Consider the following 26659-nt stretch of genomic DNA (forward strand, 5'->3'; position numbering starts at 1 on the left):
CTGCGCCGGCCACCTTTTTTTCTACGCGGGACGAGGAAAAGTGCGTGCGGTTTCCGCCCGCATCCACTCCAATTTTGATCAATGGAGCACGTCATGGACGGCATGGTCATCATCGGCGCCGGGGAGTCTGGCACGCGCGCGGCCTTTGCGCTCAGGGAATCGGGCTTTGCCGGCAGCGTCACGCTGGTCGGCACCGAACCGCATCTACCCTATGAGCGGCCGCCGCTGTCGAAGCCGCTCAATGGCGCAGTACAGATGAAGCCGATCTGCGGCGCTGAGGCACTGGAGGCCGCCGGCATCGATTACCGCCAGGGTGTTTCTGCCTCTCGACTGGATGCCGATGGCCGCTCCGTTACCTTGAGCAATGGCCGGACACTCGCCTATGACAAGCTGCTGCTCGCCACCGGTGCCCGGCCGAGACGGCTGACGTGCCCTGGGGCCGAGCGCGCGCTCGATTTCCGCACCTACCCGGATGCGGCGGCGATTTTCTCGCGTACTGGGACCTGCAAAAGCGTTGCGATCATTGGCGGCGGTTTGATCGGCATGGAGCTCGCGGCGGTTCTGCGCGGCAAGGGCATCACCGTCAGCGTGATTGAGATGGCGCCCAAGCCGCTCGGCCGCGCCGTGCCGCCGCGCTTTGCAGCAAGGCTTCATGCCCGGCACCAGGACGAAGGCGTCGCCTTTCATCTCGGGCAGGGGATATCAGAAATCACTGGCGATGCGGTTGCTCTTGCCGATGGCGCCGCGGTCCCGGCCGATATCGTCGTCGCCGCCATCGGCGTTCAGCCGGATATCGTGCTCGCCGAGGCGGCAGGGCTTGCCGTTGGCAACGGCATCCTGACGGATGGCTATCTCTCAACCAGCGACCCGAACATCTATGCATCAGGCGATTGCGCCGCCGTGGCCCAGCCTGGCGGTGGGCATATCCGCTTCGAAAGCTGGCGCAACGCGCGCAACCAGGCGGAGGTTGCCGCCCGCAACATGGCCGGCGGCAAGGAGGTTTTTGCTGCGATCCCCTGGTTCTGGACCGATCAATATGACCTCGGCCTGCAGGTGGCAGGCCTGCCACATCCGGACCATCAAAGCGTGACGCGCCAGCTCGACGGCGGCGAGCTCGAATTCTACCTGGATGGCGGGCGTCTCGTCGCGGCTGCAGGCCTTGGTCTCGGCAACGGTCTCGCCAAGGATATCAAGCTCGCGGAAATGCTGATTGCCGCCGGTATCAGCCCGGACCCGGAAGCGCTCGCCGATGCCAGCGTGAACCTCAAGGCGCTGCTGAAAAGCGCGCGGGCGGCCTGATGCAGACACTGCTTGTCTTTCAGTCGCTCTGGGCGATGGAGCGCCGGCATGCCGACGGCATCGAGCGCAGTCTTGAAGAGAACATCGCAATGATCGTCGAGGCCGGGTTCGATGGCATCAGCGCGCACTATACCAATCGGCGCGATGTCGAGCATCTCAATGCCGTGATCCGCGGCACCGGGCTTAAGATCGAGGGCGTCTGTTTTCCTCGGAGCGTCGAGGATCTGCGCCTGACGCTAGACTTGGCCTCGGAGTTCCCGGTAAGCCACATCGACCTGCAGGCCGATATTCGTCCACGCCGGGTCGAGGAATGCCTGCCGCTCGTTGACGGGTGGACGCGGTTTGCCGAGGAGACGGGCGTCCCCGTCTATATCGAAACCCATCGTCACCGCATCACCAGCGATCTCCTTTTCACGCTCGACCTGCTCGACCGGCGGCCCGAGCTGCCGCTCTTGGCCGATCTCTCGCACTATCTCGTCGGCCGGGAGTTCGCTTTCCCGGTCGAAGACGAGAGCCACGCCCAGATCCGGCGCGTTCTTAACAACGCCAAGGCATTCCACGGGCGCATCGGCTCGTGCCAGCAGATTCAGATCAAGCTTTCCTTTCCACACCATCGGCCCTGGGTCGATCTCTTCCGCGAGTGGTGGGGCTACGGCTTCCGGAACTGGCGCTCCCGTGCCGCTGAAGATGCCGAGCTGGTCATGACCTGCGAGCTCGGCCCAAGGCCCTATGCCATCACCGACAGGGACGGCAACGACTCGACCGACCGATGGGCCGAGGCGCTCTTGCTACGCGAGATGGTCCGCGAGATCTGGGCCGAGAGTTCAGTCTCGCCGAGAGAAGCACGAGATTTGAGGACGCCTGAGCCCGTCATTTAACGAAGGACGGCCGGAATGGCAGATTGTGCTCGAGGCCGAGCCACGGCGGGTTTTCCGCATACATCTCCACGATCAGCGCTTTGATCAGCTCGATGTAGCGCGAATTGTCGCCGATCCGGTGGTTGAGGATAACGGGCGAGGTCGCCCGCTCACCCTCGATCATGCGATAGTGCAGGTCGGAGCGGACCTGACGCGCCGAGGAGGGGACAATGCAAAGTCCGGCATCCGAGGCGACGAGGCCAAGCGCACTCTGGATTTCGCGCACCTCATGCACCTCGGCGGGGCGCACGTCCTCAGCGTGAAGCAGGCTCAGCACGTGGTCGGCATAGCTCGGGCGCGGTTCCTTCGGGTAGACGATCAGCTTTTGCCCGGCAATCGCGCTTAACGGCAGGGGAGACGTATCATCGGCAAACGGCGTGCCCTGCGGTATCGCCAAGGCAAGGCGCTCTTCCCGCATGAGGATGCCGGCGACGTTGGGATCGTTGTGATGCAGCCGGCCGAAACCGACATCGATCCGGCCCTCCTTCAGCGCCGCGATCTGCTGCACCGACACCATCTCCAGCAAGCGGATGTCGAGTTCTGGCGCGTTCTGCCTGAGCTTGCGCACCAGCGTCGGCAGCCCGCCATAAAGGGTTGAGGCCACGAAGCCGATCGACAGGACACGGTTCTGGTTGAGGCCGACGCGGCGCGTCGCCTCTACCATCTGCTCCACCCGGCCGAGCACCTGCAGCGACTGTTCGTAGAACAATCGTCCGGCTTCGGTCAGCCGCACCGGGCGGCTCTTGCGGATGATCAGCGGAACGCCCAGTTCTTCTTCCAGTAGCTGGATCTGCCGGCTCAAGGGCGGCTGCGCGATGTGCAGCATCTCGGCGGCGCGGGTGAAATTGCGCTCGCGGGCGACGGCGACGAAATAGCGAAGCTGGCGCAGGTCCAAACTCAAGGTCCAACTCTCCTATAATCTCGGTATGTTGCGCTGCGGCAAGCCCATGAATGCTCGTATCTATTGCGACACTATATCATAAAGGTATCAAGCCGAACCTATTTGGTGTTGGACGCCATCAGGTGCGCGGCGCACAGTCACGCCATGAACAAGACCCTTGCACCCATTGCTCCGACCGCAGCCCTTTCAGTCGTCGAACGGGTCGAAACGATGCTGGTCGATCTGCCGACCATCCGGCCGCACAAGCTCTCGGTCGCGACCATGACCGGCCAGACTCTGATGCTGGTGAAGGTCTATTGCAGCGACGGTACGGTCGGCATTGGCGAAGGTACGACGATCGGTGGTCTCGCCTATGGCGGCGAGAGCCCGGAATCGATGAAGCTTGCCATCGATACCTATTTCGCGCCTCTCCTGATCGGCGAAGACGCGACCCGCGTTCGCGCCCTGATGGCCCGGATCGGCAAGGCGGTGAAGGAAAATCGCTTCGCCAAGAGTGCCGTGGAAACGGCGTTGCTTGACGCCCACGGAAAGCGCCTCGGCCAGCCGATCAGCGAACTCCTGGGCGGGGCACTGCGCAAGCGCCTGCCGGTCGCCTGGACGCTCGCTTCCGGCGACACCGCCAAGGACATCGCCGAAGCCGACAGCATGCTCGACCTTCGCCGCCATCGGATCTTCAAGCTGAAGATCGGCGCGAAGCCGCTGAAGGACGATATCGTCCATGTGGCGGCGATCAAGCGGGCGCTCGGCGACCGTGGCGCGGTGCGCGTCGACGTCAACATGGCCTGGAGCGAATTTGAGGCCGCCTACGGCATGGCGGCGCTCGCCGATGCCGGTTGCGAACTGGTCGAACAGCCGGTCGCATCGACCGCGGCACTCGGTCGCCTGGTTCGTCGCTTCCCCGTGGCGCTGATGGCAGACGAGTCGCTTACGGGACCGGAAAGCGCCTTCGAGATTGCCAGGACCAAGGGCGCTGATGTCTTTGCGGTCAAGATCGAGCAGAGTGGCGGCCTCTTCAATGCGCAGCGCGTTGCGGCCATCGCCGATGCCGCCGGCATCGAACTCTATGGCGGCACGATGCTGGAAGGTGGCGTCGGCACGGTCGCGTCAGCCCATGTGTTTTCCACGTTCGCCAACCTGCAGTGGGGCACGGAACTCTTCGGCCCGCTGCTTCTGACCGAGGAAATCCTGGCGACGCCGCTCGACTACAGCGACTTCGAGCTGACGGTGCCGGACGGGCCGGGCCTTGGCATCGAACTCGACGAAGACCGCCTGAAGTTCTTTGCGCGCGACGGGCTGCGCAAGACGATCACTGTTGCGAAGTGAGGATCAAGCCATGCTGTTTCACGTCAGAATGGATGTTCGCATTCCCCACGATCTGCCGGCTGAGCAGGCGGCGGAGATCATCGCTCGGGAAAAGGCCTATTCGCAACAGCTGCAGCAGAGCGGCAAGTGGCGGCACATCTGGCGGATCGCCGGTCAGTACGCGAACTACAGCGTCTTCGACGTGAAGGACAATGCCGAGCTGCACGAGGTTCTCTCGGGCCTGCCGCTCTTCAAGTTCATGCAGATCGAGGTCACGCCGCTGCTTCGGCACCCATCCTCGATCCGCGAGGACGATAGCTAGCGTTTGTGCGTGCCGCGGCCGGGAGGATGGCCAGCGGCTTGAGGTTCAAGACAATCCAAGTGGAGGAATTGATATGAGCGTGAAGATTTTCGACAAGCCGGAAACGCAAGCTTTCCTGAAGACCTTGAGCGGACTCGACAAGGACGGCGGCAATCCGCGCGTCAAGCAAATCGTGCACCGGGTAATGTCGGACCTGTTCAAGGCGATCGACGATCTCGACATCACGCCCGACGAATACTGGACCGGCATCGCCTGGCTGAACGAGATCGGCGCTGCCGGCCAGGCCGGTCTGATCTCGCCCGGTCTTGGCCTCGATCACTTCCTCGACGAACGTCTCGACGCGATCGACGAAGCGCTCGGCATCCAGAACCAGACGCCGCGCACGATCGAAGGCCCGCTCTACGTCGCCGGCGCGCCGGCCTCGGAAGGTTTTGCTCGTCTGGATGATGGTCGCGACACCAATGGCAAGACGCTGATCATGCACGGCACCGTCTATGACGCCGATGGCCAACCGCTGAAGGGCGCGACCGTCGAAGTCTGGCACTGCGATACCCGCGGCTTCTACTCGCATTTCGATCCGACCGGCCTGCAGGCGCCGTTCAACATGCGCCGCACGATCGTCACCGACGCCAAGGGCTGTTACAAGTTCCAGAGCATTGTGCCGCACGGCTACGGCGTGCCGCCGGGCAGCCCGACCGAGCAGTTGCTTTCCGCCCTCGGCCGCCATGGCCAGCGCCCGGCCCATATCCATTTCTTCATCAGCGCCGATGGCCACCGCAAGCTGACGACCCAGATCAACATCGCCGGCGACCCGTTGGTCAACGACGATTTCGCCTATGCGACCCGTGACGGCCTGGTGCCCGATGTCACCGAGCGCACCGACGAGGCGAGCATCAAGGCCAACAATCTCTCCGGCCCCTTCGCCGAGATTGCGTTCGACATCCATCTCACCTCGCTGGTGAACGGGGTCGACAATCAGGTCAACGAGCAGCGCAAGCGCGCCGCCGCCTGATCATCTCTGCGGCGGCCGACAGAGCCGCCGCCCCCTGACATCAGACATTGTTGCAATCGCTAGAGCCGAGCACGGATCAGCCGTTTGCGGGAGAGGAACCATGTCCGCAGTTATCGACAAAGCCCAAGCCCTCGACGACCTGCTCGCCACCGCGGTCGAGGACGATCATGAGGCCGGCACCTTCCGCTGCCGCCGCGACATCTTCACCAACGAAGACCTCTTCGAGCTGGAGATGAAACACATCTTCGAAAGCAACTGGGTCTATCTCGCTCATGAGAGCCAGATCCCCGAGAACAACGACTATTACACCACCACGATCGGCCGGCAGCCGGTTGTCGTCACCCGCGACAAGACGGGCGAACTGCACGCCGTCATCAATGCCTGCGCCCATCGCGGCGCCATGCTCTGCCGCCGCAAGCACGGCAACAAGGGCAGCTTCACCTGTCCCTTCCACGGCTGGACTTTTTCCAACACCGGCAAGCTCCTGAAGGTGAAGGACGAGAAGACGACGCAGTATCCGCCGCAGTTTGCCAAGGACGGCTCGCACGACCTGAAGCGCGTCGCTCGTTTCGAAAGCTATCGCGGCTTCCTCTTCGGCAGCCTCAATCCGGATGTCTCCTCGCTCGAAGACTATCTCGGCGAAACCAAAGTCATCATCGATCAGATCGTCGACCAGGCGCCCGGCGGGTTGGAAGTGCTGCGCGGCAATTCCTCCTACATCTACGACGGGAACTGGAAGCTGCAGATGGAGAACGGCTGCGACGGCTATCACGTCAGCTCCGTTCACTGGAACTATGCCGCCACCATGGGCCGACGCCACGAGGAGGGCACCAAGGCGGTTGATGCCTCGAGCTGGAGCCGCTCGATTGCCGGCGTCTACGGCTTTGACAACGGCCACATCCTGCTCTGGACCAACACGATGAACCCCGAGGTTCGGCCGATCTTTGGCCATCGCGAGGAGATCAAGGCGCGCGTCGGCGAGGTCCAGGCGGATTTCATCGTCAACCAGACGCGCAACCTCTGCCTCTATCCGAACGTCTTCCTGATGGACCAGTTCAGCACGCAGATCCGCGTGACCCGTCCGATCAGTGTCGACAAGACCGAGATCAGCATCTTCTGCTTTGCACCCAAGGGTGAAAGTGCGGCTGACCGCACGCTGCGCATCCGCCAGTACGAGGACTTCTTCAACGTCTCCGGCATGGGCACGGCCGACGATCTGGAGGAGTTCCGCGCCTGCCAGCAAGGTTATGCCGGCATCACCGCGCTCTGGAACGATCTTTCGCGCGGCGCGCCGCTCTGGATCGACGGTCCGGACGAGAACGCCAAGCGCATGGGCATCGAACCCTTGCTCTCCGGCGAGCGCAGCGAAGACGAAGGCCTCTTCGTCCGCCAGCATGAATATTGGGCGAAGGTGATGCGCAAAGCGCTCGCTTCCGAGAGACAAGGAGCGGTCGCATGACGATCTCCTACGACACCGCCTGCGCCTTCCTCTATCGCGAATCGCGCCTGCTCGACGATCGGCAATGGGACGAATGGCTGACCTGTTATGCGCCCGATGTCAGCTATTGGATGCCCGCCTGGGACGACGACGATCAACTGACCGAAGATCCGCAGTCGCAGATATCGCTGATCTACTATCCGAGCCGAGACGGCCTCGAAGATCGCGTCTTCCGCATCAAGACCGAGCGCTCGGGTGCCTCCACGCCGGAGCCGCGCACGAGCCACAACGTCAGCAATGTCGAACTTGTGGCCGACCGCGGTGAGGAACTGGACGTCCGCTACAACTTCCATACGCTCAACCATCGCTACAAGGTCACCGACCATTTCTTCGGCACCATGTTCGTGACGCTGCGAAAGAGCGGCGACGGGCTCGTGATCTCGCAAAAGAAGATCGTGCTGAAGAATGACTACATCCGCCAGGTCATCGACGTCTACCACATCTGATGACTGCCACCTGACGACAAGGGATTGGGAGGAGCAACCATGGCCAGCTACAGGATCGCTTTGAATTTCGAGGACGGCGTGACCCGTTTCGTCGAATGCCGGGACGACGAGAAGGTGCTCGACGCTGCCTTCCGCAACAAGATCAACCTGCCGATGGACTGTTCCGACGGGGTCTGCGGCACCTGCAAGTGCCGCGCCGAAAGTGGAACCTATGATCTCGGCGACGACTTCATCGATGATGCGCTGACTTCGGATGAGGCCGAAAGCGGACTGGTGCTGACCTGCCAGATGAAACCGTCGAGCGATTGTGTCATTGCGGTACCGACGTCGTCTGCTGCCTGCAAGACCGGGCAGCAGAAATTTGCGGCCACTGTCGCGCGGATCACCCAGCATAACGATGCGGCGATCGTGCTGGAACTGGACGTGGATGCGGGCGCAGCACCCGTCTTCCTCCCCGGCCAATACGTCAACATCGATGTGCCCGGCTGCGGCCAGAGCCGCTCTTACTCCTTCTCGTCGGCACCGGGCGAAATGGGCATCGGCTTCCTGATCAAGAAGATCCCGGGCGGGGTAATGAGCACGTGGCTGGAGCGTGCCGAAGCCGGTACGAAACTCGAACTCACGGGTCCGCTCGGCAGCTTCTATCTGCGCGAGATCCAGCGTCCGTTGCTGTTTTTGGCTGGCGGAACGGGACTGGCACCTTTCCTGTCCATGCTCGAACAGCTCGCCCGCACGAACCCTGATCAGAAGGTTCATCTCATCTACGGCGTCACCCGCGACCTCGATCTGGTGCTGGTCGATGAGATCGAGGCCTACACGAAGAGGCTTGCCGATTTCACCTACAGTACCGTCGTAGCGGATGCGGCCTCCAGCCATCCGCGCAAGGGCTGGGTGACCCAGCACATGCCGCAGGCGTTGCTCAATGGCGGTGACGTCGATGTCTATCTCTGTGGTCCCCCGCCGATGGTCGATGCGGTGCGCAAGCACCTCGACGACACCGGCGTGAAACCCAATAGCTTCCACTACGAGAAGTTCACGCCGAATGTCGTGGCGAAGGAGGCGGCATGACCGCGGCTCGTTTCCAAGGTCGTTTCGCGGGTAAGGTGCTTGTCGTCACCGGTGCGGCGCAAGGCATCGGCCGTGCCGTGGCGCTGCGTGCAGTGGCTGAAGGCGGCAAGGTGCTCTTCGTCGACCGCGCCGACTTCGTCGCCGAAGTGGCGTCGGAGGCGGGCATCGACAGGGCGGCGGCCTTCAATGCCGACCTCGAAACCCATGAAGGCGCCGCTGCCGCGATGCGCTTTGCCGCCGAAAGGTTCGGTGGCATCGACATCCTGATCAACAATGTTGGCGGCGCGATCCGCATGCGCCCCTTCGCCGAGTTCGAACCGGCGCAGATCGACGCGGAAATCCGGCGCTCGCTGATGCCGACGCTCTACTCTTGCCATGCGGTGCTGCCGCATCTGTTTGCCCGCGGTGGCGGCACCATCGTCAACGTGTCCTCGAACGCCACGCGCGGCATTCACCGCGTGCCCTATTCGGCGGCGAAGGGCGGCGTCAACGCCATCACCCAGTCGCTGGCGATGGAGCTTGCCGAGCGCAACATCCGCGTCGTCGCGACCGCGCCGGGTGGCACTGAAGCGCCGCCGCGCCGGATTCCGCGCAATGCCGAAGGCGACAGCGACGCCGAGCGGGCCTGGATGGGCGATGTCGTCGCCCAGGTGAAGCAGTCGAGCTTCATGAAGCGCTACGGCAGCATCGACGAGCAGGCGGCGCCCATTCTTTTTCTGGCCTCCGACGAGGCCTCCTACATCACCGGCAGCGTGTTGCCGGTCGCCGGCGGCGACCTCGGCTGACAGACCATTGTTTCAACGTGCTAAGACCTGGGGAGGAGAGCATGCGTACGATCGATGTGAATGAGGCAATTGACGGGAGCCCGCTCGGCCGCTTCCAATGGATGGTKGTGGCGCTCTCGGCGCTGCTGTTGATCGTCGACGGTTACGACGTCTTCGTCGCCGGTACAGTGCTGCCGACGTTGATCGCCGAATGGGGCTTGAGCAAGCCGCAAGCCGGCGCGCTGCAGGCCTGGGCGCTGTTCGGAATGATGTTCGGGGCGCTGATCTTCGGTCCGCTCGCCGACCGGATCGGCCGCAAGAAAGGGATCGCCATCAGCTTCCTACTGTTTACGCTCTCGACCCTTTTGACCGGCTTTGCCAATTCGCCGGAGCAGTTCAAGATCTTCCGGTTCTTCGCCGGTCTCGGCTGCGGCGGGCTCATGCCGAATGCCGTCGCCTTGATGAACGAATATGCGCCGAAGCGGCTGCGCGGCACGCTGGTGGCGCTTATGTTCTCCGGCTACTCGGTCGGCGGCATGGTCGCCGCCGGTCTCGGCATCGGCCTCATTCCGTCCTATGGCTGGAAGCCGATGTTCTTCATCGCCGCTGTGCCGCTGCTCCTCTTGCCGGTGATCCTCTGGAAACTGCCGGAATCGCTCGGCTTCCTCATCCGCCAGGGCAAGCAGGACGAGGCCAAGCGCATCTACGCCAAGATCGATCCTACCTCGCGTCTTGCCGAGGCCGATCGACTTGTCTTCTCCGAAACGAAGGGCGCGTCTGCATCGGTCATGGAACTTTTCCGCCATCAGCGCACCCTGCGCACCGTCATGCTCTGGGTCGCGTTCTTTTGCTGCCTGCTGCTCGTCTATCTCTTGTCGTCCTGGCTGCCCAAGGTGCTGCAGGAGGCCGGCTATGCCGAAAAGGCGAGCCTGCTCAGCCTATTCTCGCTGAATTTCGGCGGCATGGTCGGCGCGATTGCCGGCGGCTGGCTCGGTGACCGCTTCGGCTTGCCGAAGGTGGTGGTCGGTTTCTTCGTTGCCGCCGCCTTCTCGATCGCGCTGATCGGCTTCAATCCGCCGACAGGCGTCCTGTTCCTGATGGTCTTTGTTGCCGGCGCCACTACGATCGGCACGCAGATCCTGCTCTATGCCAGCGTGGCGCAGCTCTACAATCTCTCGGTGCGTTCCACCGGGCTCGGCTGGGCGTCCGGCGTTGGCCGCATCGGCGCGATCGTCGGGCCGACGCTCGGCGGCGTGCTGCTCGCGCAGGAACTTCCGCTGCAGCAGAACTTCGCGATCTTCGCCATACCGGCGGCGATCTCGGCCGTCGCCATGCTGGTCTTCGCGGTCAGCAATGCCCGCCGCGTCGAGGTCCGCCAACTGGCGGCCGCCTAAGGAAGGCGTGCGATGGCCGGCATCCGCTATCGCCGGCCGTCGCTCTCAACCGGCGCCCCTTATCGTCAGGGTTCGCGCCGTGCCGCAGCCGATGGCTTTGCGGATGACGTCAGGAATTGAAGCCGCCAGCCTTGGCGGCTTCCTCAATCCGGAGTTTCAGTTTCGTGGCCTATATCGATCTTCCGACACACCGCATGCATTATCGCATCGACGGCGACCGGGCCGGCACTGCCCCCTGGCTGCTGTTCTGCAATTCGCTCGGCACCGACCTTTCCATGTGGGACGCGCAGGCGGAGGAATTGTCCCGGCATTTCCGGGTGTTGCGCTACGATCGTCGCGGTCATGGCCTGTCGTCGGCTCCGCCGCCACCCTACACTCTATCTGACCTCGGACACGACGTGATCGCCCTGCTCGATGCGCTGGCGATCGAGCGCGCGCATTTCTGCGGGCTGTCGATCGGCGGCCTCACCGTGCAATGGCTGGGCATCCATGCGGGTGCGCGCCTGGACAAACTTGTCGTCTGTGCGACCGCGGCGCGTATCGGCACGCCCGAGAGTTGGGCCACCCGGATTGAATCCGTCAAGGCAGATGGTCTTGCGGTCCTCCGATCGGCGACAGCCGAACGCTGGTTCAGCGCGACGTTCGCTGCGGGCAATGCCGGCACTGTCGGCAAGGTGCTGGACGGTTTCGCCGCCACATCGACAGACGGCTACATCGGCTGCTGTGCGGCTCTCGCCGGGGCAGACCTCAGGGACGACATCAAGCGCATCACCAATCCCGTACTCGCCATTTCCGGCGACGAGGACCCGGTGTGTCCGCCTTCCGATCTTGAAGAGATCGCCGCCCGCGTACAACAGGGGCGGCATCTGTCATTGCCCGGCCGGCATATCGTCAACATCGAGTCCGCGCCGGCATTCAACGCAGCGCTGCTCCAATTCCTTCACGACTGAAGGCAGTTCGAACGGCGCCACGCCAATCAATTCAGCGCTTATTTGACGGGGACGAGAAGCGGCGCGTCTTTGGCGACGATATAGGTCGCGAGCTCCGACGCCTTGGTGGTGCCGACGTTCTTCGCCACATGGGCAACGCCGGCTGGAATGAACAGCGCCTGGCCCGCCTGAAGCGTCACGGGATCCCGGCCCTCAAGCTGGTATTCGAGCGAGCCTTCGAGCACATAGGCGATTTCTTCGCCCGGATGGGAATGCTTAATCGAGGCCGTGCCCGGTTCGATGTCGACACGAACCTGCACGGCCTCGTGTCCGGGCACGCTGATCTCGTTCTTGATCAGGTCCGTACGCTGGATGACTTGCATCTGCTGGGCCTCCGCCATGCGAAGCGTCGTCATGCTGCCGGCGATCAGCAAGGCTGCGGCGATGATGCGGGTCGTTTTCATGGGGTCCTCCATGATGGATGGTTGCATGTGCGTCGTTGGAAGCACGTGCATTTCAGCGGAGGCGTGTATTGGCGGTGTGTCGGCCGCGCGGCGCTTTTGTAAGCCTTTGTATTCTTCGCTTGCGGTCGTCCCGTTGCGGGAAATGGGGGACGGCGCAACCCCGCCCCGACGGGAGGCGATCCGCTGTGCGCATCGCCTCCCGCCTTGCGGTTTTACCGACCGCTATTCGCCGAGGTTCTGCTGCAAGGCCTCGCGGGCAAGTTTGACGATATCCGCATGGATCTCCGCACGGGGGCGTTCGGTCGGTTCGCAGATCGGATCGACCTCGCCGAAGGATTTGAGCAGTTTGGCGGCGCCGTTCTTGCATATCGGCAGGAAGCTGAAGTGGTCCGCTCCTGCGACCGCGGCATAGGAGCCCTTGGGCGTCAGCGCCGCCAGCGGCTCGGAGGCGACGGCAAGCGGGATTGTCTCCTTGCTGCCGAGATTGATGAAATGCATCGGGATCGCGATCGCCTTGAGGCTGTCTTCCACATAGGCCTGGGCAAGGCCGGGGTCGACGAGTACCGCGGATTTGACCCGGGGGTCCCGGTTCGACTGTTCGAAACGCGCCTTGTCGACGGTGCGAAGATCGAGCTTGTCGACGTCGACCGGCGCATCATCGACGTAGCCCCTGCCGCCAACGAACCAGGCACAATCCCACTTGCCGTAGCTGTCGCAGTAGTCGGCATAGGCCTCGAGGCTCGCCCGTGCTCCTGAAATCTCCATGGCGGTGGAGCCGCCGAGGGAGAAACCGAGGACGGCGATGCGCTCTGGGTCGATTGCAGCGCTCCATCGCGGATCCCGGGTGAACATGTCGATCAACGCGGAGAGGTCGGATGTCCGCTCCCAAAGCTTCGGCGTGTTGGCGGGTGTCGAGTCGCCGCTGGTGGTGCCGGGATGGTTGGGGCCGGCGACGATGAAGCCGGCCGCTGCGAGCTCGGCCGCAAGCCAGCTCATCGCCTCGATGCGGCCGCCCGAACCATGGGACAGAACCACCAGCGGATATCGGCCTTGGCGCAAAGGGGCGTTCTTCGATGCGGGCGATCCCTCGAAGATACGATTGTCGCCGACAAGCGCGGGTTCACCCCCGGCTCCAGCGGGATACCAGACGGTGACGGCGAGTTGGCGTTCCCGCTTGGGTGCGGCAACGTCGATCTCGCGGACGCCGACGTCATAGGCCTGCGCCGAGGCAGCCAGGCTCAGAAGGAAGGCGGCGGCGGGGATGAACTGGAGGAGGGGCATGGGTATCTCGCTGTGTTGGAAAAGACGGCCGATCGTCACAAACGCCCCGCTTGTGCGCGTCCTCGATCGTGATTGAGGTCGTCCCGAATCGCGATCTGGGCAATGATCCGCCCATCGAATGCTTGCCCGCCTTTTGTCTGCCAGCCTTTCCTTTGAAGGACATGCCTTGATCTTCCTGCCGCTCCCGTTCGTCGTCGCCCTGCTGCTTCTCATCCTGCTTGCGTTCATGCTGCATGGCGACGAGCCAGCGCGGCGCAACTGGCCGTTCCTCGCCCTGGTGGGGCTGTGTGCACTCCAGTCGGTGATCGTCGGGCTGCGCTGGGGCTATGACGTCGCGGCGTTGAAATTTGCACTGCCATTGCTCGCGAGCGGCGTGCCGCCGTTGGTGCTTGCAAGTTTCCACAGCCTGATCCGCAAAGACGAGCGCAGCGTTGCTGCGGCGGGGTGGGTCCATGCGGCGCCGACGATCGGTATGCTCGTGCTCGTGCTGTTTGCGCCGCGCTACATCGATTTCGCCTTGGTCGTCGAATATGTCGGATATGCGCTGGCGCTCCTGAACCTGGTGCGCATCGGTACGGATGCGCTGGACGAAGCGCGTTTCGAAGGTGCGGCTGCGGCGCACCGCGCCCTGCTCATTGCCGCGTTCTCGCTTTGCCTGTCGGCACTCTTCGATCTTGCGATCCTTCTGGATTTCGAATGGACGAGGGGAGCGAATATCGGCCTCATCGTCAGCAACGCGAATTTGCTGGGCCTGCTTTTCATCGGGCTGACAGCCATGGTCGCGGATCGTGCGCGTGCGTTTCCGGCCGCCAGCGCGGTCGCCGACGAGGATCCGGTTGCAACGCCGCAGGATCGGGAACTTCTGGACAGGATCGATCACCTGCTCGTCGGCCAGAAACTGGCCCGCGACGAAAACCTCACCTTGTCGCGTCTGGCGCGGCGTGCGGGCCTGCCCGCCCGGCAGATATCGACCGCCGTCAATCGGCTGGCGGGCAAGAACGTCTCGCAATACATCAATGATTTCAGGATCGCCGAGGCCTGTAGGCTGCTTCGGGAGACGGAGATGTCGGTGACGACCGCGATGCTTGAGTCCGGCTTTCAGACGAAGTCGAATTTCAATCGCGAATTCCGTCGGGTGACGTCTCTCAGTCCTGGATCCTGGCGCGAGCAGAACCGGGAAGAAACGCCGGACCGAGAAGGTGGGGCGATCATCGGCACGGGCTATCCTTGACAAATCTGCCCGGCCGTGGTGCGGCCGGGCAGATAAGTTGGGCAAGACTTGGCTGTGACCCGTCTCGTGACGGCAAGGGCTTACTGCTGATCCCCGGTGTTGCGGCCGATGGTGATCGAGAGATCCTTCGTCTCACCGGTCCGCCAGACACTCAGGCTCTTCGAGGTGCCGGGCGAGAGGTCGGCGACCATGCGCGAGAGATCACGCGGCGACTTGACCGGGCTGCCGCCGAAGGCGGTGATGATGTCGCCGGCCTTCAGGCCGGCCTTGGCGGCAGGTGTTCCGTTGTTGACGTCGGCGACCAGCGCGCCTTCTGCCTGGTGGAGGCCGATCGCATCGGCGATGTCAGCGGTCACCGGTTGAATTTCGACGCCGATGAAGCCGTGCTGGATCGAACCGTCCTTCATCAGTTCGGCGACGACCTTCTGTGCCTGATCCGAGGGGATGGCGAAACCGACGCCGACGCTGCCGCCGTTGGGCGAGTAGATGGCGGTGTTGATGCCGACCACCCGGCCTGCAGCATCGACCAGCGGTCCGCCGGAATTGCCGCGGTTGATCGGGGCGTCGATCTGGATGAAGTCGTCATAGGGGCCGCTGTGCAGATCGCGGCCACGGGCCGAGACGATGCCGGCGGTCACGGTCGTGCCGATGCCGAACGGATTGCCGATCGCAAGCACCTGGTCCCCGACCCTGAGGCCATCGGAATCACCCCAGGCGACGGTTGCAAGCGGCTTAGCCGGCTTGATCTTCAGCACGGCAAGGTCGTTCTTCGGATCGGCGCCGACGAGCTTGGCGGGCACCTGGCTACCGTCGTCAAGCGTCACCGTGATGCTCGACGCCTTGTCGATGACGTGGTTGTTGGTGACGATGTAGCCGTCCGCGGTCACGACGAACCCGGAGCCGAGCGCTTCGGCCCGTTGGGCCGGGCGCTGCTGCGGTGCCTGGTCCGGCAGGGGTATGCCCTGATCGCGGAAGAACTGGCGAAACTGCTCGTCGAAGGGCGAGTTTCCGCCGAGTTGTGACGTTTCGTCGTTGCCGGTGTTTTCGGCCTTGATCACGGTGGTGACGGTGACGACCGCCGGCTTGTCCGCCGACACGATCGGCGCGAACGAGCCGCCGGATGCAGCCGGGGCCGCAACCGCCGGGCCGGGCGCGGCGGCCGCCGCCACGTCATGACCTGAAAAGGCTGCCACGGAAAGGGGCGCGATGATGACGGCTGCGCCGAGGAGGGCGGCAGCACGGTACCTCATGAGAATGTTTGACATGGTCTTGTTCCTTTCGCTGCCAGATCGCCGAGCGATCCCCGCCGCGCGCCCCGTACTGGGAACTGATCGCGGCTCGTTGCCTCGGTCGGCTTCGTGTAAGGGATTGTGTCGATTGCCGGCGCCGGACTCGTACGTGGATCCGGCGCCGACAGTGGCGGCTCACCCGAAAGCCGGGCGGGCCGCCACTGCCTGTTGGTCAGGCCATTCGAGCGATGTCATGGTCGAGGTGGCGAACTTCGATCTGCAGCCGCGCATAGGAATGCGCGGGCAACATGCCGTGATGGGCTGCGGCGGTCTCGACTGCCTGGGCGCGCACTGCGCCGTCTTCGCTTTCAAGCTTCCTGTAGTTTGCCGCGGTCAGCATGCCCCGTTCGCGGTCGGCATTGATCCGGTGATTGTCGACCCGGAGTTCATACAGAACGTGGTTGAGACGGTTCGATGACATGTGAACAGGTACGCGGTAGACCTGCATGGCCGGGGCCGTCATGTCGTCCTGGCTGAGAATGCCCTGGTAATAATCACCGGTAAAAGCGCCCTTGTCGCTGTTGCGAGCGTTGTCATGATCCACAACGCTGTCACGATCAAAATCGTGATGTTCGGCAGCGAAGGCACCGCCGCTCAGGAGGACGAGAGCGAGGGTTGCGATGGTAGTGGTCTTGAGGGGCGAGCGCATATCTGCATCTCCTGAAATCAAGGAAGCTGGGAGCGCTTCCATTCGAGGCTGTCTCCTATTGTCGCGTCACGGCCGAAGCGGTCGCCGGCAATATTCAGCCTCAATATGAAGGTAATACTTCGATGCGCGTTAGTCATGTTAATATAATGTAATATTGTTCCATTTTTTCTAGCAAAATCAAATTGTTAACTTTATGTAATAAACGCCGTTCGCGCACTATCCCGAAAAATACTCTTCTCGCCGGCCTCTCGGAAACGGGGCTTGGCCGACGTATCCGGCCGGCGCAGAACAAATCGCTAGGAGCCGGCGTAGTGCGCGCGGGGGCGGATCAGTTCGCCGCTCTCGACCTGCTCCATGGCATGCGCGAGCCAGCCGACGGTGCGTGCGAGCGCGAAGATGACGAGGGGTGCGTCTTCGGGAAGGTTGTATGTCGCTGCAAGGGCGGCCAGTGAAAAGTCGAGATTGGCCGGCTCTCCAAGCAGTTCCTCGCCGGCTTCTGCCAAAGTGGTATAGAGGGCCGGTACCTCGAAGCTCTTCATGATCGCTTTCGCGCGTGGATCGCCATCCGGATAGAGCCGATGGCCAAAGGCCCGGACCACGCCCTCCGAGGAGAGCATTCCCCGGATCGCTTCGCGCACACCGTTTGCTGCCGCCTGTTCGGCCAGGCGCGTGACGCTGAGCCAGGCGCCGCCATGCCTCGGCCCGGTAAGAGTGGCAAGGCCTGAAAGCGTGGCGGCGGAAAGTGCTGCACCCGAGGAGGCCGTGACACGGGCTGCGAAGGCCGAAACGTTGAGCTCGTGCTCTGCGGTCAGTACCAGGCATTTGCGGATGGGCTCGGCCGCTTCCGGCCGTCCCCAGCCGAGCGCCAGCCGCTGATGCAGCGGCATCTGCTCCGGCGACGGCGCCAGTCCTGCTGCGACGCTCGCAAGCACATCGGCCGCCTCTGCCTTCAATATGGCCGGCCGACGGCCGAGCGCCGGCAAGTCGCCTTCGATTCGTGCGGCCAGGCACGCGAACGTTGCCGCCAGGCGCGATTGGTCGCCGCCACGATCGCCGCCGGGAATGGTCACCGTCTCGGACGACTGCCAAAGCAGCGTTGCTATATCCTCCAGCGTTGCGTCGCCGCCGAGTTCGATGGCATCGCGGCCACGATAGAAGAGCCGCCCGCCGGCAATGCTGGATATCGTCGTCTGCAGAACCGGCTCGCCCCAGCGGATCGCCCCGGCGGCGACAACCGCCGCCTGCCGCCGTCCGGCGTGGCGTTCGGCCAGCCGGTTGACGTCGTCGGCCTGATACAGGCTGCGGCGCGGGTCGGCCGGGTCGGGTTTGGCGCGGATGCGCCCGCGGCTGACATTGGCATAGAGCGTCTGCCGTTTGCTGCCGAGCTTGGCGAGCGCCTCTTCGGCGGTGATCCAGAGTGTGTGCATGTTGATCAATCGCATCAAGATTGACGTCAATAGATCTAGGTCGGATCATTCTCCCCGTAAAGGAGAAACTTGATGATGAAGAACGGACTTGAAGACGTCGTTGCCGCCGAAACGCAGCTCTCCCATGTTGACGGCGAAGCGGGTCAATTGATCATTCGCGGCGTCTCGCTCGATCACCTGGCCGGCCAGGCGAGCTACGAGGATGTCGTGGCGCTGTTGTTCGAGGGGTTGCTGGGGCCGATGCCGGACCGGACCGAACTCGTCAGGCGCCTGGGTGAAAAGCGGGCGGACGTGTTCGCCCATGTCGGCGCCATCGACGACGCGCTGCTGGAACTACCGCCAGTCGACATCATGCGCGCACTCATCGCCCGGCTCCCGGATGGCGACGACCTCGAGACGGCCTTGCGTCTGCTCGCCGCGCCGGCCGTCTTCCTGCCGGCGGCGCTGCGCATGAAGAGGGGTGAGGCCCCGGTCGCGCCGACCCCGGCGCTGTCGCACGCGGCCGACATCCTTGCCATGCTCGGCGCCAAGGTGCCGAGCGGCCAAGACGTGGCGGCGCTCGATGCCTATCTGGTGACGATCTCGGACCACGGCCTCAACGCCTCGACCTTCGCCTCGCGCGTGGTCGCCTCCACCAAGGCCGGTCTCACCTCGTCGGTGCTTGCCGCCATCGGCGCTCTCAAGGGGCCGCTCCACGGCGGTGCGCCCGGGCCGGTGCTCGACATGCTGGATGCGATCCGAACGCCTGAGAATGCGGAGGCCTGGCTTTCTGAGGCGCTCGACCACGGCGAACGGCTGATGGGCTTCGGCCACCGCGTCTACCGTGTTCGCGATCCCCGCGCCGATGCGCTGAAGGGCGCGCTGAAACGACTGATCGTCGCGCCTCCGGCGAACCGCGATCGCATTCAACTGGCAGAAGCGGTCGAACAATCGGCGCTCGCCATCCTGAAGGCGCGCAAGCCCGATCGCCCGCTCGACGTCAACGTCGAGTTCTATACGGCGTTGCTGCTCGATGCGCTTCACTTCCCGCGCGACGCCTTCACCGGCGTGTTCGCGATCGGCCGGACGGTCGGCTGGATCGCCCACGCGCGCGAGCAGGCGCTGGAAGGTCGGCTTATCCGTCCACGTTCGCTCTATGTCGGGCCGCTGCCGCAGCAAGCGGCCTGAGGGTCAGGGCGCGGCTGATCTCTGTCAGGCGGCCGACACCATCCGCGCATTTCGCAGGTGTTGTTGAAAGAACGCCTTCAGGTCGCGGAAGTCATCAAAGCCAAGGACGGTCGCAAAACGTGCGACCGTCGTCGGCGAAACGGCGCAGGCGAGCGCGATCGAGCGGGCACTGCCGAAGGCGACGAGCTCCGGCTTCGCCAGCGCGACCAGAGCGATCTGCTTGAGCTGTTTCGGCAGCCTGAGGGCTCTGGACGCAAACATCCCCTTGAGCTCCGTCATGTCGCCGGGGCGCCTTGGATTTGCATTCGTTTGGGTGCCGGCTTTTATCACGGTGGTCTCCACTACAATCCTCCCCAGTCCGCCTGCGTCCGCAGCGGGCTTCCTTCGAAGCAGTCAGACGCGGGCAACTATTCCCGGCACCTCGTTGCTCCACGATTTTTCACTTTACTGTACCGTCCGGACGGTATAGTAACTCAATCATCGTTGATCGCAACAAGACGTTTTCTGGGGAGGAGACGAGCATGCGTTGGATGAAGTGCTTCAAGGCGGCCGCCATGGCCGGTGTCGCATTTGCCGCAACTCCGGCGGCTGCAGCCGAGGTGTCTATTTTCTGCAGTTCGGCCGGTGCCGAGCTCGAACTTTGCCAATCGGCCTCAGAGGCCTGGGCCAAGGAAACCGGCAACACCGTAAAGATCAACAAGATGCCTGCGAACTGGGGCGAGGCGCTGCCGCTCTACCAGCAGCTGCTCGCCGGAAAGTCCGGTGACGTCGACGTTCTGACGCTCGACAACATCTGGGTCGGAACGCTGGCGCCGCACCTGGTCGACCTTCGCGAGAAGGTTCCGGCCGATGAAATCTCCGCCCATTTCGAATCCTCGCTCGCCGATGCGACCATCAACGGAAAGCTGCTGGCAATGCCGTGGTTCGTCGATGCCGGCCTGATGTTCTATCGCAAGGATCTGCTTGAGAAGTACGGCAAGGGCGAGCCGAAGACCTGGCAAGAGCTGACCGAAACGGCGAAGTTCATCCAGGACAAGGAACGCGCCGGCGGCAGCCCCGACATGTGGGGCTATGTCTGGCAGGGCCGTGCCTATGAGGGGCTAACCTGCGACGCGCTCGAATGGGTCGCATCCTTCGGCGGCGGCAATTTCATCTCGCCGGACGGCACCATCACCGCGAACAATCCCGAGGCCGTCAAGGCGCTCGATCTCGCCCGCTCGTGGATCGGCAACATCAGCCCCGAGGGCGTGCTGAACTATGACGAGGAAGGATCGCGCGGCGTCTTTGAGGCCGGCAACTCCGTCTTCCACCGCAACTGGAGCTATGTCTGGGGCACGACCCAGGCTGAGGACTCCTCGCTGCGCGGCAAGATCGGCGTCATGGCGCTGCCGGTCGGCGCCGAGGGCCAGAAATCGAGCGGCTGCTATGGTGCAGGTCTGCTCGGCGTATCCAAATATGCCGACGATGTCGACGCGGCTGTCAGCCTGGTGCGTTACCTCACCGGCGCGAAAGAACAGAAGCGCCGTGCGMTGCAGGCCTATAGTCCGACATTGAAGGCGCTTTACGAGGACAAGGACATCCTTGCTGCCAATCCGTCGCTGGCCTTTGCCGAAAAGGCCTATGCCGAAAGCGCCTCGCGGCCATCGCAGGTGACCGGCGCTTCCTATAACCGCGTGTCGCAGCGGATCTTCAACGGAGTGCACAATGTGCTGAGCGGCAAGGAAAGTGCTGCGGATGCACTCGCCAAGGTCAGCAGCGATCTGGAACGGCTGAAGGCGCGGGGCTGGTAAGCCCGCCTCGACGATACGGGGTCCGGCGTGACGGACCCCGCCACCACAGCATCTGAGGAAACCAACGTGAATATTGCGATCGCACCGTGCTGCTGGGGCATCTATTGGCCCCAGGGGAATGATCTCGGCTGGACCGACTATCTCGACCGCATCCGTGCGGCCGGCTACCGGCACACCGAGCTCGGCCCCTATGGTTACTTCTCCACGGACGCCAAGGTGCTTTCGTCCGAGCTGGCAAGCCGCGACCTAAAGGTCGTCGCGGCGGCCCATGTGCATACGCTCGCCGATGCGTCCACCTGGCCGGTGCTTGAGGAAAAGGCGCAGGCGATCTGCAAGCTGCTCGCGGAAATCGGCGGCACGCATTTCATTCTCATGGACGAGTCGGAGTTCTACCCGAAGGACCGCATGGGTGTGGTTGACGAAGCCGGCTGGCGTACGGTTGTCGATCAGACGAACCGGGCGGCGGCGATCGCCCGCAGCCACGGCCTGCAGTTCAGCTTCCACCCGCATGTTGGCACCTGTGTCGAGCTTGAGGACCAGATCGAGCGGCTGCTGGCCGATACCGATCCCGATCTTGTCGGGCTTTGCCTCGATACCGGCCACCACGCCTATTGGAAGGCCGACCCGATCGCCTTTTATCGGCGCCACCGCAACCGCATCAACGCGGTGCATCTGAAGAACGTCGACGGCGCCTTCCGCGAACGTGTGCTTTCCGAAGGCATCCATTCGGATCGCGCCTTCGAAGAGGGCATCATGACCGATCTAGATCGCGGCGTCGTCGATATCGCCGCCTTCGTGTCAGCGCTGCGGGAGACCGGTTACGACGGTCCGCTGGTGGTCGAGCAGGATCTGGCGCTGAACCATCCCGATACGCCGGAAGCGATCGCCCGGCGCAACCATGACTTCGTCTCGAAGCTCCTTACGAACGGGGCCGGCGCATGAAGGTCGAGATCCACGATACGCCGGTCGCCATCGGCGAGCGCCTTGCGGAACGGATCATAGCCGGCATCCGTGCAGCGAGTGCTGCGGGCCGGGACTATGTTCTCGGTTGCCCGGGTGGCCGCAGTCCGCTGCCGGTCTATGAGGCGCTTGGACGCCGTCTTGCCGGCAAGCCCGTCGATTGCTCGCGGCTGATCATCGTTATGATGGACGAATATTTGCGTCCCGCAGAAGGGGACGGTTTCGCCCCGCCGCCGTCCGAGGCGCATTATTCCTGCCGCGGCTTCGGGGAACGCGAGATCGTTGGTCGCATCAACGCGGCGCTGCCGGACCACTTCCGCATTCCGTCCGAGAACTTTTGGATGCCGGATATCGCAGCACCTGGTGGGTACGATCAGCGCATCGCTGCCGCTGGAGGCATCGATCTTTTCCTGCTCGCCTCCGGCGCCGGCGATGGTCACATCGCTTTCAACCCGCCGGGCTCTTCCCGCGACAGCCGCACCCGCATCGTTGCCCTTGCCGAACAGACGCGGCGCGACAATCTTGCGACTTTCCCGGATTTCTCAGGCATCGACGACGTGCCCTCGCATGGGGTTACGATCGGCATCGGCTCGATCGCGGAGCAGTCGAAGGCGGTGGCGATGATCGTCTGGGGCGAAGGCAAGCGTCACGCCTTCTATCGCCTGACGAGTGCGCGCGCTTACGACCCGAGCTGGCCGGCAACCATCGCCGTCGAATGCCGGAGCGCCGAACTCTACGCCGATGCCGACGCTGCCCGCGAATGGGGAGCGCGGTGATGGGCCTGCACGCCATCGGCATCGACGTCGGGGGAACGAAGACCAAGGCCTGCCTCGTCCGTCTCGCCGACGGGGCCGTGATCGCCGAGCGCACCGAGCCGACGCCTTGCCAGCAGGGCGGTGCTGCCGTGCTGGACCTGGTGGCCTCGCTCGCCGAGACCATTCGCCACGAAGGAGAAGCGCTGGATGTCGAGACGACGGGTCTCGGCGTATGCCTGCCGGAACTGGTGACCGGCAGCGGCGAGCCCGCCTCTGCCTGGAATTTCGACTGGCGCGGCCTCGACTATCACGATCGTCTCGGCGGCTTCGGGCCGTTGCACATCGAAAGCGATGTCCGGGCCGCCGCCTTCGCCGAAGGCTGGATTGGCGCAGGCCGCGGTATCGATCCTTTCGTCTACGTGACCATTTCCACCGGGCTCTCGCATTCGCTGGTCATCGGCGGAACGCCCTATGCGGGTGCCCGCGGCTTCGCGATCCATTTCTCCGGCAGCGATCTCGTCGCTTTCTCGGGCGAAGGGCAGGACCAGGCGGTTCGCCACAACCTCGAGCTTTTTGCGAGCGGCAAGGCCTTGGGCGAGCGTTATGGCCGCATGATTGGCCGACCGGACGCAAGCGCGCTGCAGCTCTTTGAAGCCGAAGGTGACGACCCGAAGGCGGCGCGGATGGTGGCCGACGGTCTCCTGTCGCTCGCCTCCTATCTCGGCCAGCTCGTCAACACGCTCGATCCAGCCGTGCTCATTCTCGGCGGCGGCATCGGCGGCGACCCATCGGTCAATGCGCGGCTCGCCGCGCTGACGCGGCCGTTCATCTGGGCCGATGGCGCGCGCGACATGCCGATCGTTCCAAGCCTCCTCGGTGATGCGGCCTGCGCCATCGGCGTTGCCGCGCTTGCAAACAGGACTGCCAACCAGACGGTGCGCCAATGAGTGGAATTGCCCTTACCAATGTCGTCAAGCGTTTCGGTGCGCTGACCGTGATCGACAAGGTCAACCTTTCGGTCGCAGAAGGCGAGTTCGTCGTCTTCGTCGGTCCCTCCGGATGCGGGAAATCGACGCTACTGCGCATGATCGCCGGGCTCGAGGAAATTACCGACGGCGAGTTGCAGATCGGCGGCGCGCGCATGAACGAGACGGCGCCGGCGCGCCGCGGCATCGCCATGGTGTTCCAGTCCTACGCGCTCTATCCGCATATGAGCGTCGAGCGCAATCTCGGCTTCGCGTTGGAAACGGCGCGGCTTGCCGGCGGCGAAATCAAGGAGCGCGTGGCGAAGGTTGCCCGGTTCCTCAAGATCGAACATCTGCTCGCGCGCCGCCCAGCCCAGCCTTCCGGCGGCCAGCAGCAGCGCGTCGCCATCGGTCGAGCGCTTGTTCGCTCGCAGAAGCTGTTCCTGTTCGATGAGCCGCTCTCCAATCTCGATGCCGATCTGCGCATGGAGATGCGGGTCGAGATTGCCCGCATCCACCGCGAGCTGAAGGCTACCACCGTCTATGTCACCCACGACCAGCTCGAAGCGATGACGCTGGCGGATCGCATCGTCGTCTTGAAGGACGGTCGTATCTCGCAGGTCGGCACGCCGATGGAGCTTTACGAGCGCCCGGCCAACAAGTTCGTCGCCAGCTTCATCGGCGCCCCGCGCATGAATTTTCTGACCGGGACGCTCGCCAATGACGCGGGCGGAAGCCGCCTCGAGGTGCTCGACGCCCGCCATGGGCTTGGGCACTTCGGCTACGAGGGCGAGGTCAGCGTCGGCATCCGGCCGGAAGACCTGATCCTCGGCGGCGGCGATGTCTGCCTGCCGGCGACCGTGCAGCTTGTCGAGCCGCTCGGTGGCGAGGCGCTCGTCCACGCGCGTCTCGGCAACGGCCAGTCGCTGGTCGTCAAGGCGCAGGGCAAGCCCGATCTCAGGCTGAATGCCGACATCACCGTCGGCTGGCTGACGTCGAAGGCGCATATCTTCGGTGCCGACGACATGGCGCTTACGGCCAAGGGAGCGTAAGGCTATGATGGCGGGTTCCAGATCAACAGGATTGCGGCAGGCGCGCGTTCGCACCGCCTGGCTGTTTCTCGCGCCAAGCCTGCTCGTCCTCACCGGCGTGGCGCTTTGGCCGCTCGGCCGCACCTTCCTCTTTTCCTTCACCGACGCCCTGCTCACCGAGCCGGACTTCTACAGCTACGTCGGTTTCGACAATTACTATGCGCTGTTCGAGGATCCGCTCTGGTGGCAGTCGGTCCGCAACACGCTCTATTTCACCGTCATCTCCGTCTCGATCGAGACCGTGCTCGGCCTGACGATCGCGCTGCTCCTCAATTCCCATATCGCCGGGCGTGGCATGATGCGGGCGATCATCTTGATCCCCTGGTCGATCCCGGTCGTCATCAGCGCGCGCATGTGGCAATGGATGCTGCACGATCAGTTCGGCATCGTGAACCACGTGCTGAAGCTTGCCGGCGTGATCGACAGCGGCGTCGCCTGGACCGCCAATTCCGCGCTGGTAATGCCCGTGATCATCGCCGTCGACGTCTGGATCACCACGCCGTTCATGGTGCTCCTGATCCTCGCAGGCCTGACGATGCTGCCGCGCGGCATCTACGAGGCGGCGTCGATCGACGGTGTGCCGGCATGGAAGCAGTTCACCTCGCTGACCCTTCCGCTGCTGGCTCCCAGCATCGCCGTTGCCGTGCTCTTCCGCCTGCTCGACGCGCTGCGCATGTTCGACCTGAGCTATGTGCTTTCCTCCAACAGCGACGACACCAAGACCGTTTCGATCTACGCCCGCGAAGTGCTCGTCAACTTCCAGGACATGGGCGTCGGCTCAGCCGCCAGCACTGCCGTCTTCCTGATGATCGCGCTGGTGACAGCCATCTACGTCACCGTCTTCCGTCTCAATCGCCGCCTCATGGGAGTTTGACATGGTCAGGAGCAACACCGGCAAACGCCTGCACAAGATCGCGATCTACGCCCTCTTCGGTATCGTCGCGCTCTACACGATCTTTCCGTTCTACTGGATGATCGCCTCGTCGCTGAAATCGGGGCAGGCGATCTTCGACGTGACCTTCTTTCCGGACCTGAAGTTCAACAACTATGCGGCCATCCTTTCGGACGGTGTCTTCCTGCGCTCTCTGCTGAACTCGCTGATCGTCGCCTTCTCGGTCGTGGCGTTGTCGCTGCTTCTGGCCGTCGGGGCGGCTTACGCGCTTGGCCGCATCGATTTCCGTGGCCGTTCGCCGATCATGATGCTGGTGCTGGCCGTCTCGATGTTCCCGCAGATCGCGCTGCTCTCCGGCCTCTTCGAGATGATCCGCTGGCTCGGGCTCTACAACACGATCGGCTCCCTGATCTTCGCCTATATGATCTTCACGCTGCCCTTCAACATCTGGGTGCTGACGACCTTCATGCGCGACCTGCCGAAGCAGATCGAAGAGGCGGCGATCATGGACGGCTGCTCGCCGCTGCGCATCGTGCGCTGCATCTTCCTGCCGATGATGGGGCCGGCACTGGTTTCGACCGGGCTGCTCGCCTTCATCGCCTCGTGGAACGAGTTCATGTTCGCGCTGACCTTCATTCTCACCGACGAGAACCGCACCGTGCCGGTGGCAATCGCTTTGATCTCCGGGTCGAGCCGCTACGAGTTCCCCTATGGGGCGATCATGGCCGCCTCGACCATCGTCACGGTGCCGCTGATTATTCTCGCGCTGATATTCCAGAAACATATCGTCTCCGGCCTGACCGCCGGCGCGGTCAAGGGTTGAAATGGCCTCCATTCGAGGCGGAA

The 26659-nt window shown here is 63.6% G+C and carries 26 protein-coding genes and 1 pseudogene; 20 read left to right on the plus strand and 7 right to left on the minus strand.

From position 1 onward, the window contains the following. Positions 1-93: 93 nt before the first annotated feature. Complete coding sequence (locus tag AB4Z53_RS30180) at positions 94-1299, plus strand: NAD(P)/FAD-dependent oxidoreductase (protein ID WP_441599098.1); 1206 nt, start codon at positions 94-96, stop codon at positions 1297-1299. Beyond that, on the plus strand, positions 1299-2177 hold the full coding sequence (locus AB4Z53_RS30185; RefSeq protein ID WP_441599099.1) for a sugar phosphate isomerase/epimerase family protein: 879 nt from the start codon (positions 1299-1301) through the stop codon (positions 2175-2177). Before AB4Z53_RS30180 ends, AB4Z53_RS30185 begins: the two co-directional genes overlap by 1 nt. On the opposite strand, the gene AB4Z53_RS30190 is transcribed toward AB4Z53_RS30185, so the two are convergent. Further along, complete coding sequence (locus AB4Z53_RS30190) at positions 2170-3111, minus strand: LysR family transcriptional regulator (RefSeq protein WP_113540787.1); 942 nt, start codon at positions 3109-3111, stop codon at positions 2170-2172. The two genes, AB4Z53_RS30185 and AB4Z53_RS30190, sit on opposite strands and share 8 nt — an antisense overlap. 150 nt (positions 3112-3261) lie before the next feature. On the opposite strand from AB4Z53_RS30190, the gene AB4Z53_RS30195 reads away from it, so the two are divergent. From AB4Z53_RS30195 to pcaD, 9 genes are all read left to right on the plus strand, one after another. Next, positions 3262-4440: a muconate/chloromuconate family cycloisomerase gene (locus AB4Z53_RS30195; protein WP_441599100.1), complete on the plus strand. Its 1179-nt coding sequence runs from the start codon at positions 3262-3264 to the stop codon at positions 4438-4440. 10 nt (positions 4441-4450) lie between these two features. Further along, complete coding sequence (catC, locus tag AB4Z53_RS30200; RefSeq protein WP_113540789.1) at positions 4451-4741, plus strand: muconolactone Delta-isomerase; 291 nt, start codon at positions 4451-4453, stop codon at positions 4739-4741. 73 nt (positions 4742-4814) lie between these two features. After that, entirely contained in the window at positions 4815-5753 is a 939-nt protein-coding gene (gene catA / locus AB4Z53_RS30205) for a catechol 1,2-dioxygenase (protein ID WP_113540790.1), read from the plus strand. A gap of 100 nt (positions 5754-5853) precedes the next feature. Further along, entirely contained in the window at positions 5854-7212 is a 1359-nt protein-coding gene (locus AB4Z53_RS30210; RefSeq protein WP_441599101.1) for a Rieske 2Fe-2S domain-containing protein, read from the plus strand. Continuing rightward, the gene (gene benB, locus AB4Z53_RS30215; RefSeq protein WP_441599102.1) at positions 7209-7697 is read left to right on the plus strand and encodes a benzoate 1,2-dioxygenase small subunit; all 489 of its coding nucleotides are present in this window, start codon (positions 7209-7211) and stop codon (positions 7695-7697) included. The genes AB4Z53_RS30210 and benB overlap by 4 nt, the downstream gene beginning before the upstream one ends. A 39-nt stretch (positions 7698-7736) precedes the next feature. Further along, the gene (gene benC, locus AB4Z53_RS30220) at positions 7737-8765 is read left to right on the plus strand and encodes a benzoate 1,2-dioxygenase electron transfer component BenC (RefSeq protein WP_441599103.1); all 1029 of its coding nucleotides are present in this window, start codon (positions 7737-7739) and stop codon (positions 8763-8765) included. Further along, the gene (benD, locus tag AB4Z53_RS30225; protein ID WP_441599104.1) at positions 8762-9550 is read left to right on the plus strand and encodes a benzoate diol dehydrogenase BenD; all 789 of its coding nucleotides are present in this window, start codon (positions 8762-8764) and stop codon (positions 9548-9550) included. The genes benC and benD overlap by 4 nt, the downstream gene beginning before the upstream one ends. 41 nt (positions 9551-9591) lie before the next feature. Next, complete coding sequence (locus AB4Z53_RS30230) at positions 9592-10923, plus strand: MFS transporter (RefSeq protein ID WP_441599105.1); 1332 nt, start codon at positions 9592-9594, stop codon at positions 10921-10923. A gap of 164 nt (positions 10924-11087) precedes the next feature. Next, positions 11088-11873, plus strand: coding sequence for a 3-oxoadipate enol-lactonase (gene pcaD, locus AB4Z53_RS30235; protein ID WP_441599106.1), 786 nt, complete (start codon positions 11088-11090; stop codon positions 11871-11873). 38 nt (positions 11874-11911) lie between these two features. Here pcaD and AB4Z53_RS30240 read toward each other — a convergent pair whose 3' ends face one another. Both AB4Z53_RS30240 and AB4Z53_RS30245 read right to left on the minus strand, forming a co-directional pair. Continuing rightward, complete coding sequence (locus AB4Z53_RS30240) at positions 11912-12316, minus strand: cupin domain-containing protein (protein WP_441599107.1); 405 nt, start codon at positions 12314-12316, stop codon at positions 11912-11914. A gap of 222 nt (positions 12317-12538) precedes the next feature. Further along, the gene (locus tag AB4Z53_RS30245; RefSeq protein ID WP_441599108.1) at positions 12539-13597 is read right to left on the minus strand and encodes an alpha/beta hydrolase family protein; all 1059 of its coding nucleotides are present in this window, start codon (positions 13595-13597) and stop codon (positions 12539-12541) included. A 166-nt stretch (positions 13598-13763) separates the two neighbouring features. Between AB4Z53_RS30245 and AB4Z53_RS30250 the strand changes: the two genes are divergently transcribed. After that, entirely contained in the window at positions 13764-14828 is a 1065-nt protein-coding gene (locus tag AB4Z53_RS30250) for a helix-turn-helix domain-containing protein (RefSeq protein WP_441599109.1), read from the plus strand. Positions 14829-14911: 83 nt separating this feature from the next. Here AB4Z53_RS30250 and AB4Z53_RS30255 read toward each other — a convergent pair. The 3 genes and pseudogenes from AB4Z53_RS30255 to AB4Z53_RS30265 form a co-directional block, all read right to left on the minus strand. Further along, positions 14912-16093 (minus strand): annotated as a pseudogene (locus AB4Z53_RS30255) (Do family serine endopeptidase); the annotation flags it as partial. A 196-nt stretch (positions 16094-16289) separates the two neighbouring features. Continuing rightward, positions 16290-16808, minus strand: a complete 519-nt coding sequence (locus AB4Z53_RS30260) for a hypothetical protein (RefSeq protein WP_441599110.1) — start codon at positions 16806-16808, stop codon at positions 16290-16292. A 254-nt stretch (positions 16809-17062) separates the two neighbouring features. Then, a complete protein-coding gene (locus AB4Z53_RS30265; RefSeq protein ID WP_441599111.1) occupies positions 17063-18193 on the minus strand; it encodes a citrate synthase in 1131 nt (376 codons plus the stop codon). 75 nt (positions 18194-18268) lie between these two features. On the opposite strand from AB4Z53_RS30265, the gene AB4Z53_RS30270 reads away from it, so the two are divergent. Next, positions 18269-19360: a citrate synthase/methylcitrate synthase gene (locus AB4Z53_RS30270; RefSeq protein ID WP_441599140.1), complete on the plus strand. Its 1092-nt coding sequence runs from the start codon at positions 18269-18271 to the stop codon at positions 19358-19360. A 24-nt stretch (positions 19361-19384) separates the two neighbouring features. On the opposite strand, the gene AB4Z53_RS30275 is transcribed toward AB4Z53_RS30270, so the two are convergent. Further along, entirely contained in the window at positions 19385-19702 is a 318-nt protein-coding gene (locus AB4Z53_RS30275) for a MurR/RpiR family transcriptional regulator (RefSeq protein WP_441599112.1), read from the minus strand. 179 nt (positions 19703-19881) lie between these two features. Here AB4Z53_RS30275 and AB4Z53_RS30280 point away from each other — a divergent pair, with 179 nt between their 5' ends. The 7 genes from AB4Z53_RS30280 (at position 19882) to AB4Z53_RS30310 (ending at position 26636) form a co-directional block, all read left to right on the plus strand. After that, positions 19882-21150, plus strand: a complete 1269-nt coding sequence (locus AB4Z53_RS30280; RefSeq protein WP_441599113.1) for an ABC transporter substrate-binding protein — start codon at positions 19882-19884, stop codon at positions 21148-21150. 66 nt (positions 21151-21216) lie between these two features. After that, a complete protein-coding gene (locus AB4Z53_RS30285) occupies positions 21217-22092 on the plus strand; it encodes a sugar phosphate isomerase/epimerase family protein (RefSeq protein ID WP_162768949.1) in 876 nt (291 codons plus the stop codon). Further along, complete coding sequence (locus AB4Z53_RS30290; RefSeq protein WP_441599114.1) at positions 22089-22886, plus strand: 6-phosphogluconolactonase; 798 nt, start codon at positions 22089-22091, stop codon at positions 22884-22886. Before AB4Z53_RS30285 ends, AB4Z53_RS30290 begins: the two co-directional genes overlap by 4 nt. Continuing rightward, entirely contained in the window at positions 22886-23812 is a 927-nt protein-coding gene (locus AB4Z53_RS30295; RefSeq protein WP_441599115.1) for an ROK family protein, read from the plus strand. The genes AB4Z53_RS30290 and AB4Z53_RS30295 overlap by 1 nt, the downstream gene beginning before the upstream one ends. Next, on the plus strand, positions 23809-24882 hold the full coding sequence (locus AB4Z53_RS30300; RefSeq protein WP_441599116.1) for an ABC transporter ATP-binding protein: 1074 nt from the start codon (positions 23809-23811) through the stop codon (positions 24880-24882). Before AB4Z53_RS30295 ends, AB4Z53_RS30300 begins: the two co-directional genes overlap by 4 nt. Before the next feature lie 7 nt (positions 24883-24889). Then, entirely contained in the window at positions 24890-25795 is a 906-nt protein-coding gene (locus AB4Z53_RS30305) for a carbohydrate ABC transporter permease (protein ID WP_441599117.1), read from the plus strand. A gap of 1 nt (position 25796) precedes the next feature. Then, positions 25797-26636 (plus strand): carbohydrate ABC transporter permease, encoded by an 840-nt coding sequence (locus AB4Z53_RS30310; protein ID WP_223729811.1) that lies wholly within the window; start codon positions 25797-25799, stop codon positions 26634-26636. The last annotated feature ends 23 nt before the right edge of the window (positions 26637-26659 follow it).

Source organism: Ensifer sp. 2TAB8 (genome assembly GCF_052115125.1).
GTDB lineage: Bacteria > Pseudomonadota > Alphaproteobacteria > Rhizobiales > Rhizobiaceae > Ensifer.

Excerpts from the sequence above, each read along its gene's own strand:
- AB4Z53_RS30180 (WP_441599098.1), top strand. The coding sequence starts at position 94 with ATGGACGGCATGGTCATCATCGGCGCCGGGGAGTCTGGCACGCGCGCG.
- AB4Z53_RS30185 (WP_441599099.1), top strand. The coding sequence starts at position 1,299 with ATGCAGACACTGCTTGTCTTTCAGTCGCTCTGGGCGATGGAGCGCCGG.
- AB4Z53_RS30195 (WP_441599100.1), top strand. The coding sequence starts at position 3,262 with ATGAACAAGACCCTTGCACCCATTGCTCCGACCGCAGCCCTTTCAGTC.
- catC (WP_113540789.1), top strand. The coding sequence starts at position 4,451 with ATGCTGTTTCACGTCAGAATGGATGTTCGCATTCCCCACGATCTGCCG.
- catA (WP_113540790.1), top strand. The coding sequence starts at position 4,815 with ATGAGCGTGAAGATTTTCGACAAGCCGGAAACGCAAGCTTTCCTGAAG.
- AB4Z53_RS30210 (WP_441599101.1), top strand. The coding sequence starts at position 5,854 with ATGTCCGCAGTTATCGACAAAGCCCAAGCCCTCGACGACCTGCTCGCC.
- benB (WP_441599102.1), top strand. The coding sequence starts at position 7,209 with ATGACGATCTCCTACGACACCGCCTGCGCCTTCCTCTATCGCGAATCG.
- benC (WP_441599103.1), top strand. The coding sequence starts at position 7,737 with ATGGCCAGCTACAGGATCGCTTTGAATTTCGAGGACGGCGTGACCCGT.
- benD (WP_441599104.1), top strand. The coding sequence starts at position 8,762 with ATGACCGCGGCTCGTTTCCAAGGTCGTTTCGCGGGTAAGGTGCTTGTC.
- AB4Z53_RS30240 (WP_441599107.1), bottom strand. The coding sequence starts at position 12,316 with ATGAAAACGACCCGCATCATCGCCGCAGCCTTGCTGATCGCCGGCAGC.
- AB4Z53_RS30245 (WP_441599108.1), bottom strand. The coding sequence starts at position 13,597 with ATGCCCCTCCTCCAGTTCATCCCCGCCGCCGCCTTCCTTCTGAGCCTG.
- AB4Z53_RS30260 (WP_441599110.1), bottom strand. The coding sequence starts at position 16,808 with ATGGAAGCGCTCCCAGCTTCCTTGATTTCAGGAGATGCAGATATGCGC.
- AB4Z53_RS30265 (WP_441599111.1), bottom strand. The coding sequence starts at position 18,193 with ATGCACACACTCTGGATCACCGCCGAAGAGGCGCTCGCCAAGCTCGGC.
- AB4Z53_RS30270 (WP_441599140.1), top strand. The coding sequence starts at position 18,269 with ATGAAGAACGGACTTGAAGACGTCGTTGCCGCCGAAACGCAGCTCTCC.
- AB4Z53_RS30290 (WP_441599114.1), top strand. The coding sequence starts at position 22,089 with ATGAAGGTCGAGATCCACGATACGCCGGTCGCCATCGGCGAGCGCCTT.
- AB4Z53_RS30295 (WP_441599115.1), top strand. The coding sequence starts at position 22,886 with ATGGGCCTGCACGCCATCGGCATCGACGTCGGGGGAACGAAGACCAAG.
- AB4Z53_RS30300 (WP_441599116.1), top strand. The coding sequence starts at position 23,809 with ATGAGTGGAATTGCCCTTACCAATGTCGTCAAGCGTTTCGGTGCGCTG.
- AB4Z53_RS30305 (WP_441599117.1), top strand. The coding sequence starts at position 24,890 with ATGGCGGGTTCCAGATCAACAGGATTGCGGCAGGCGCGCGTTCGCACC.
- AB4Z53_RS30310 (WP_223729811.1), top strand. The coding sequence starts at position 25,797 with ATGGTCAGGAGCAACACCGGCAAACGCCTGCACAAGATCGCGATCTAC.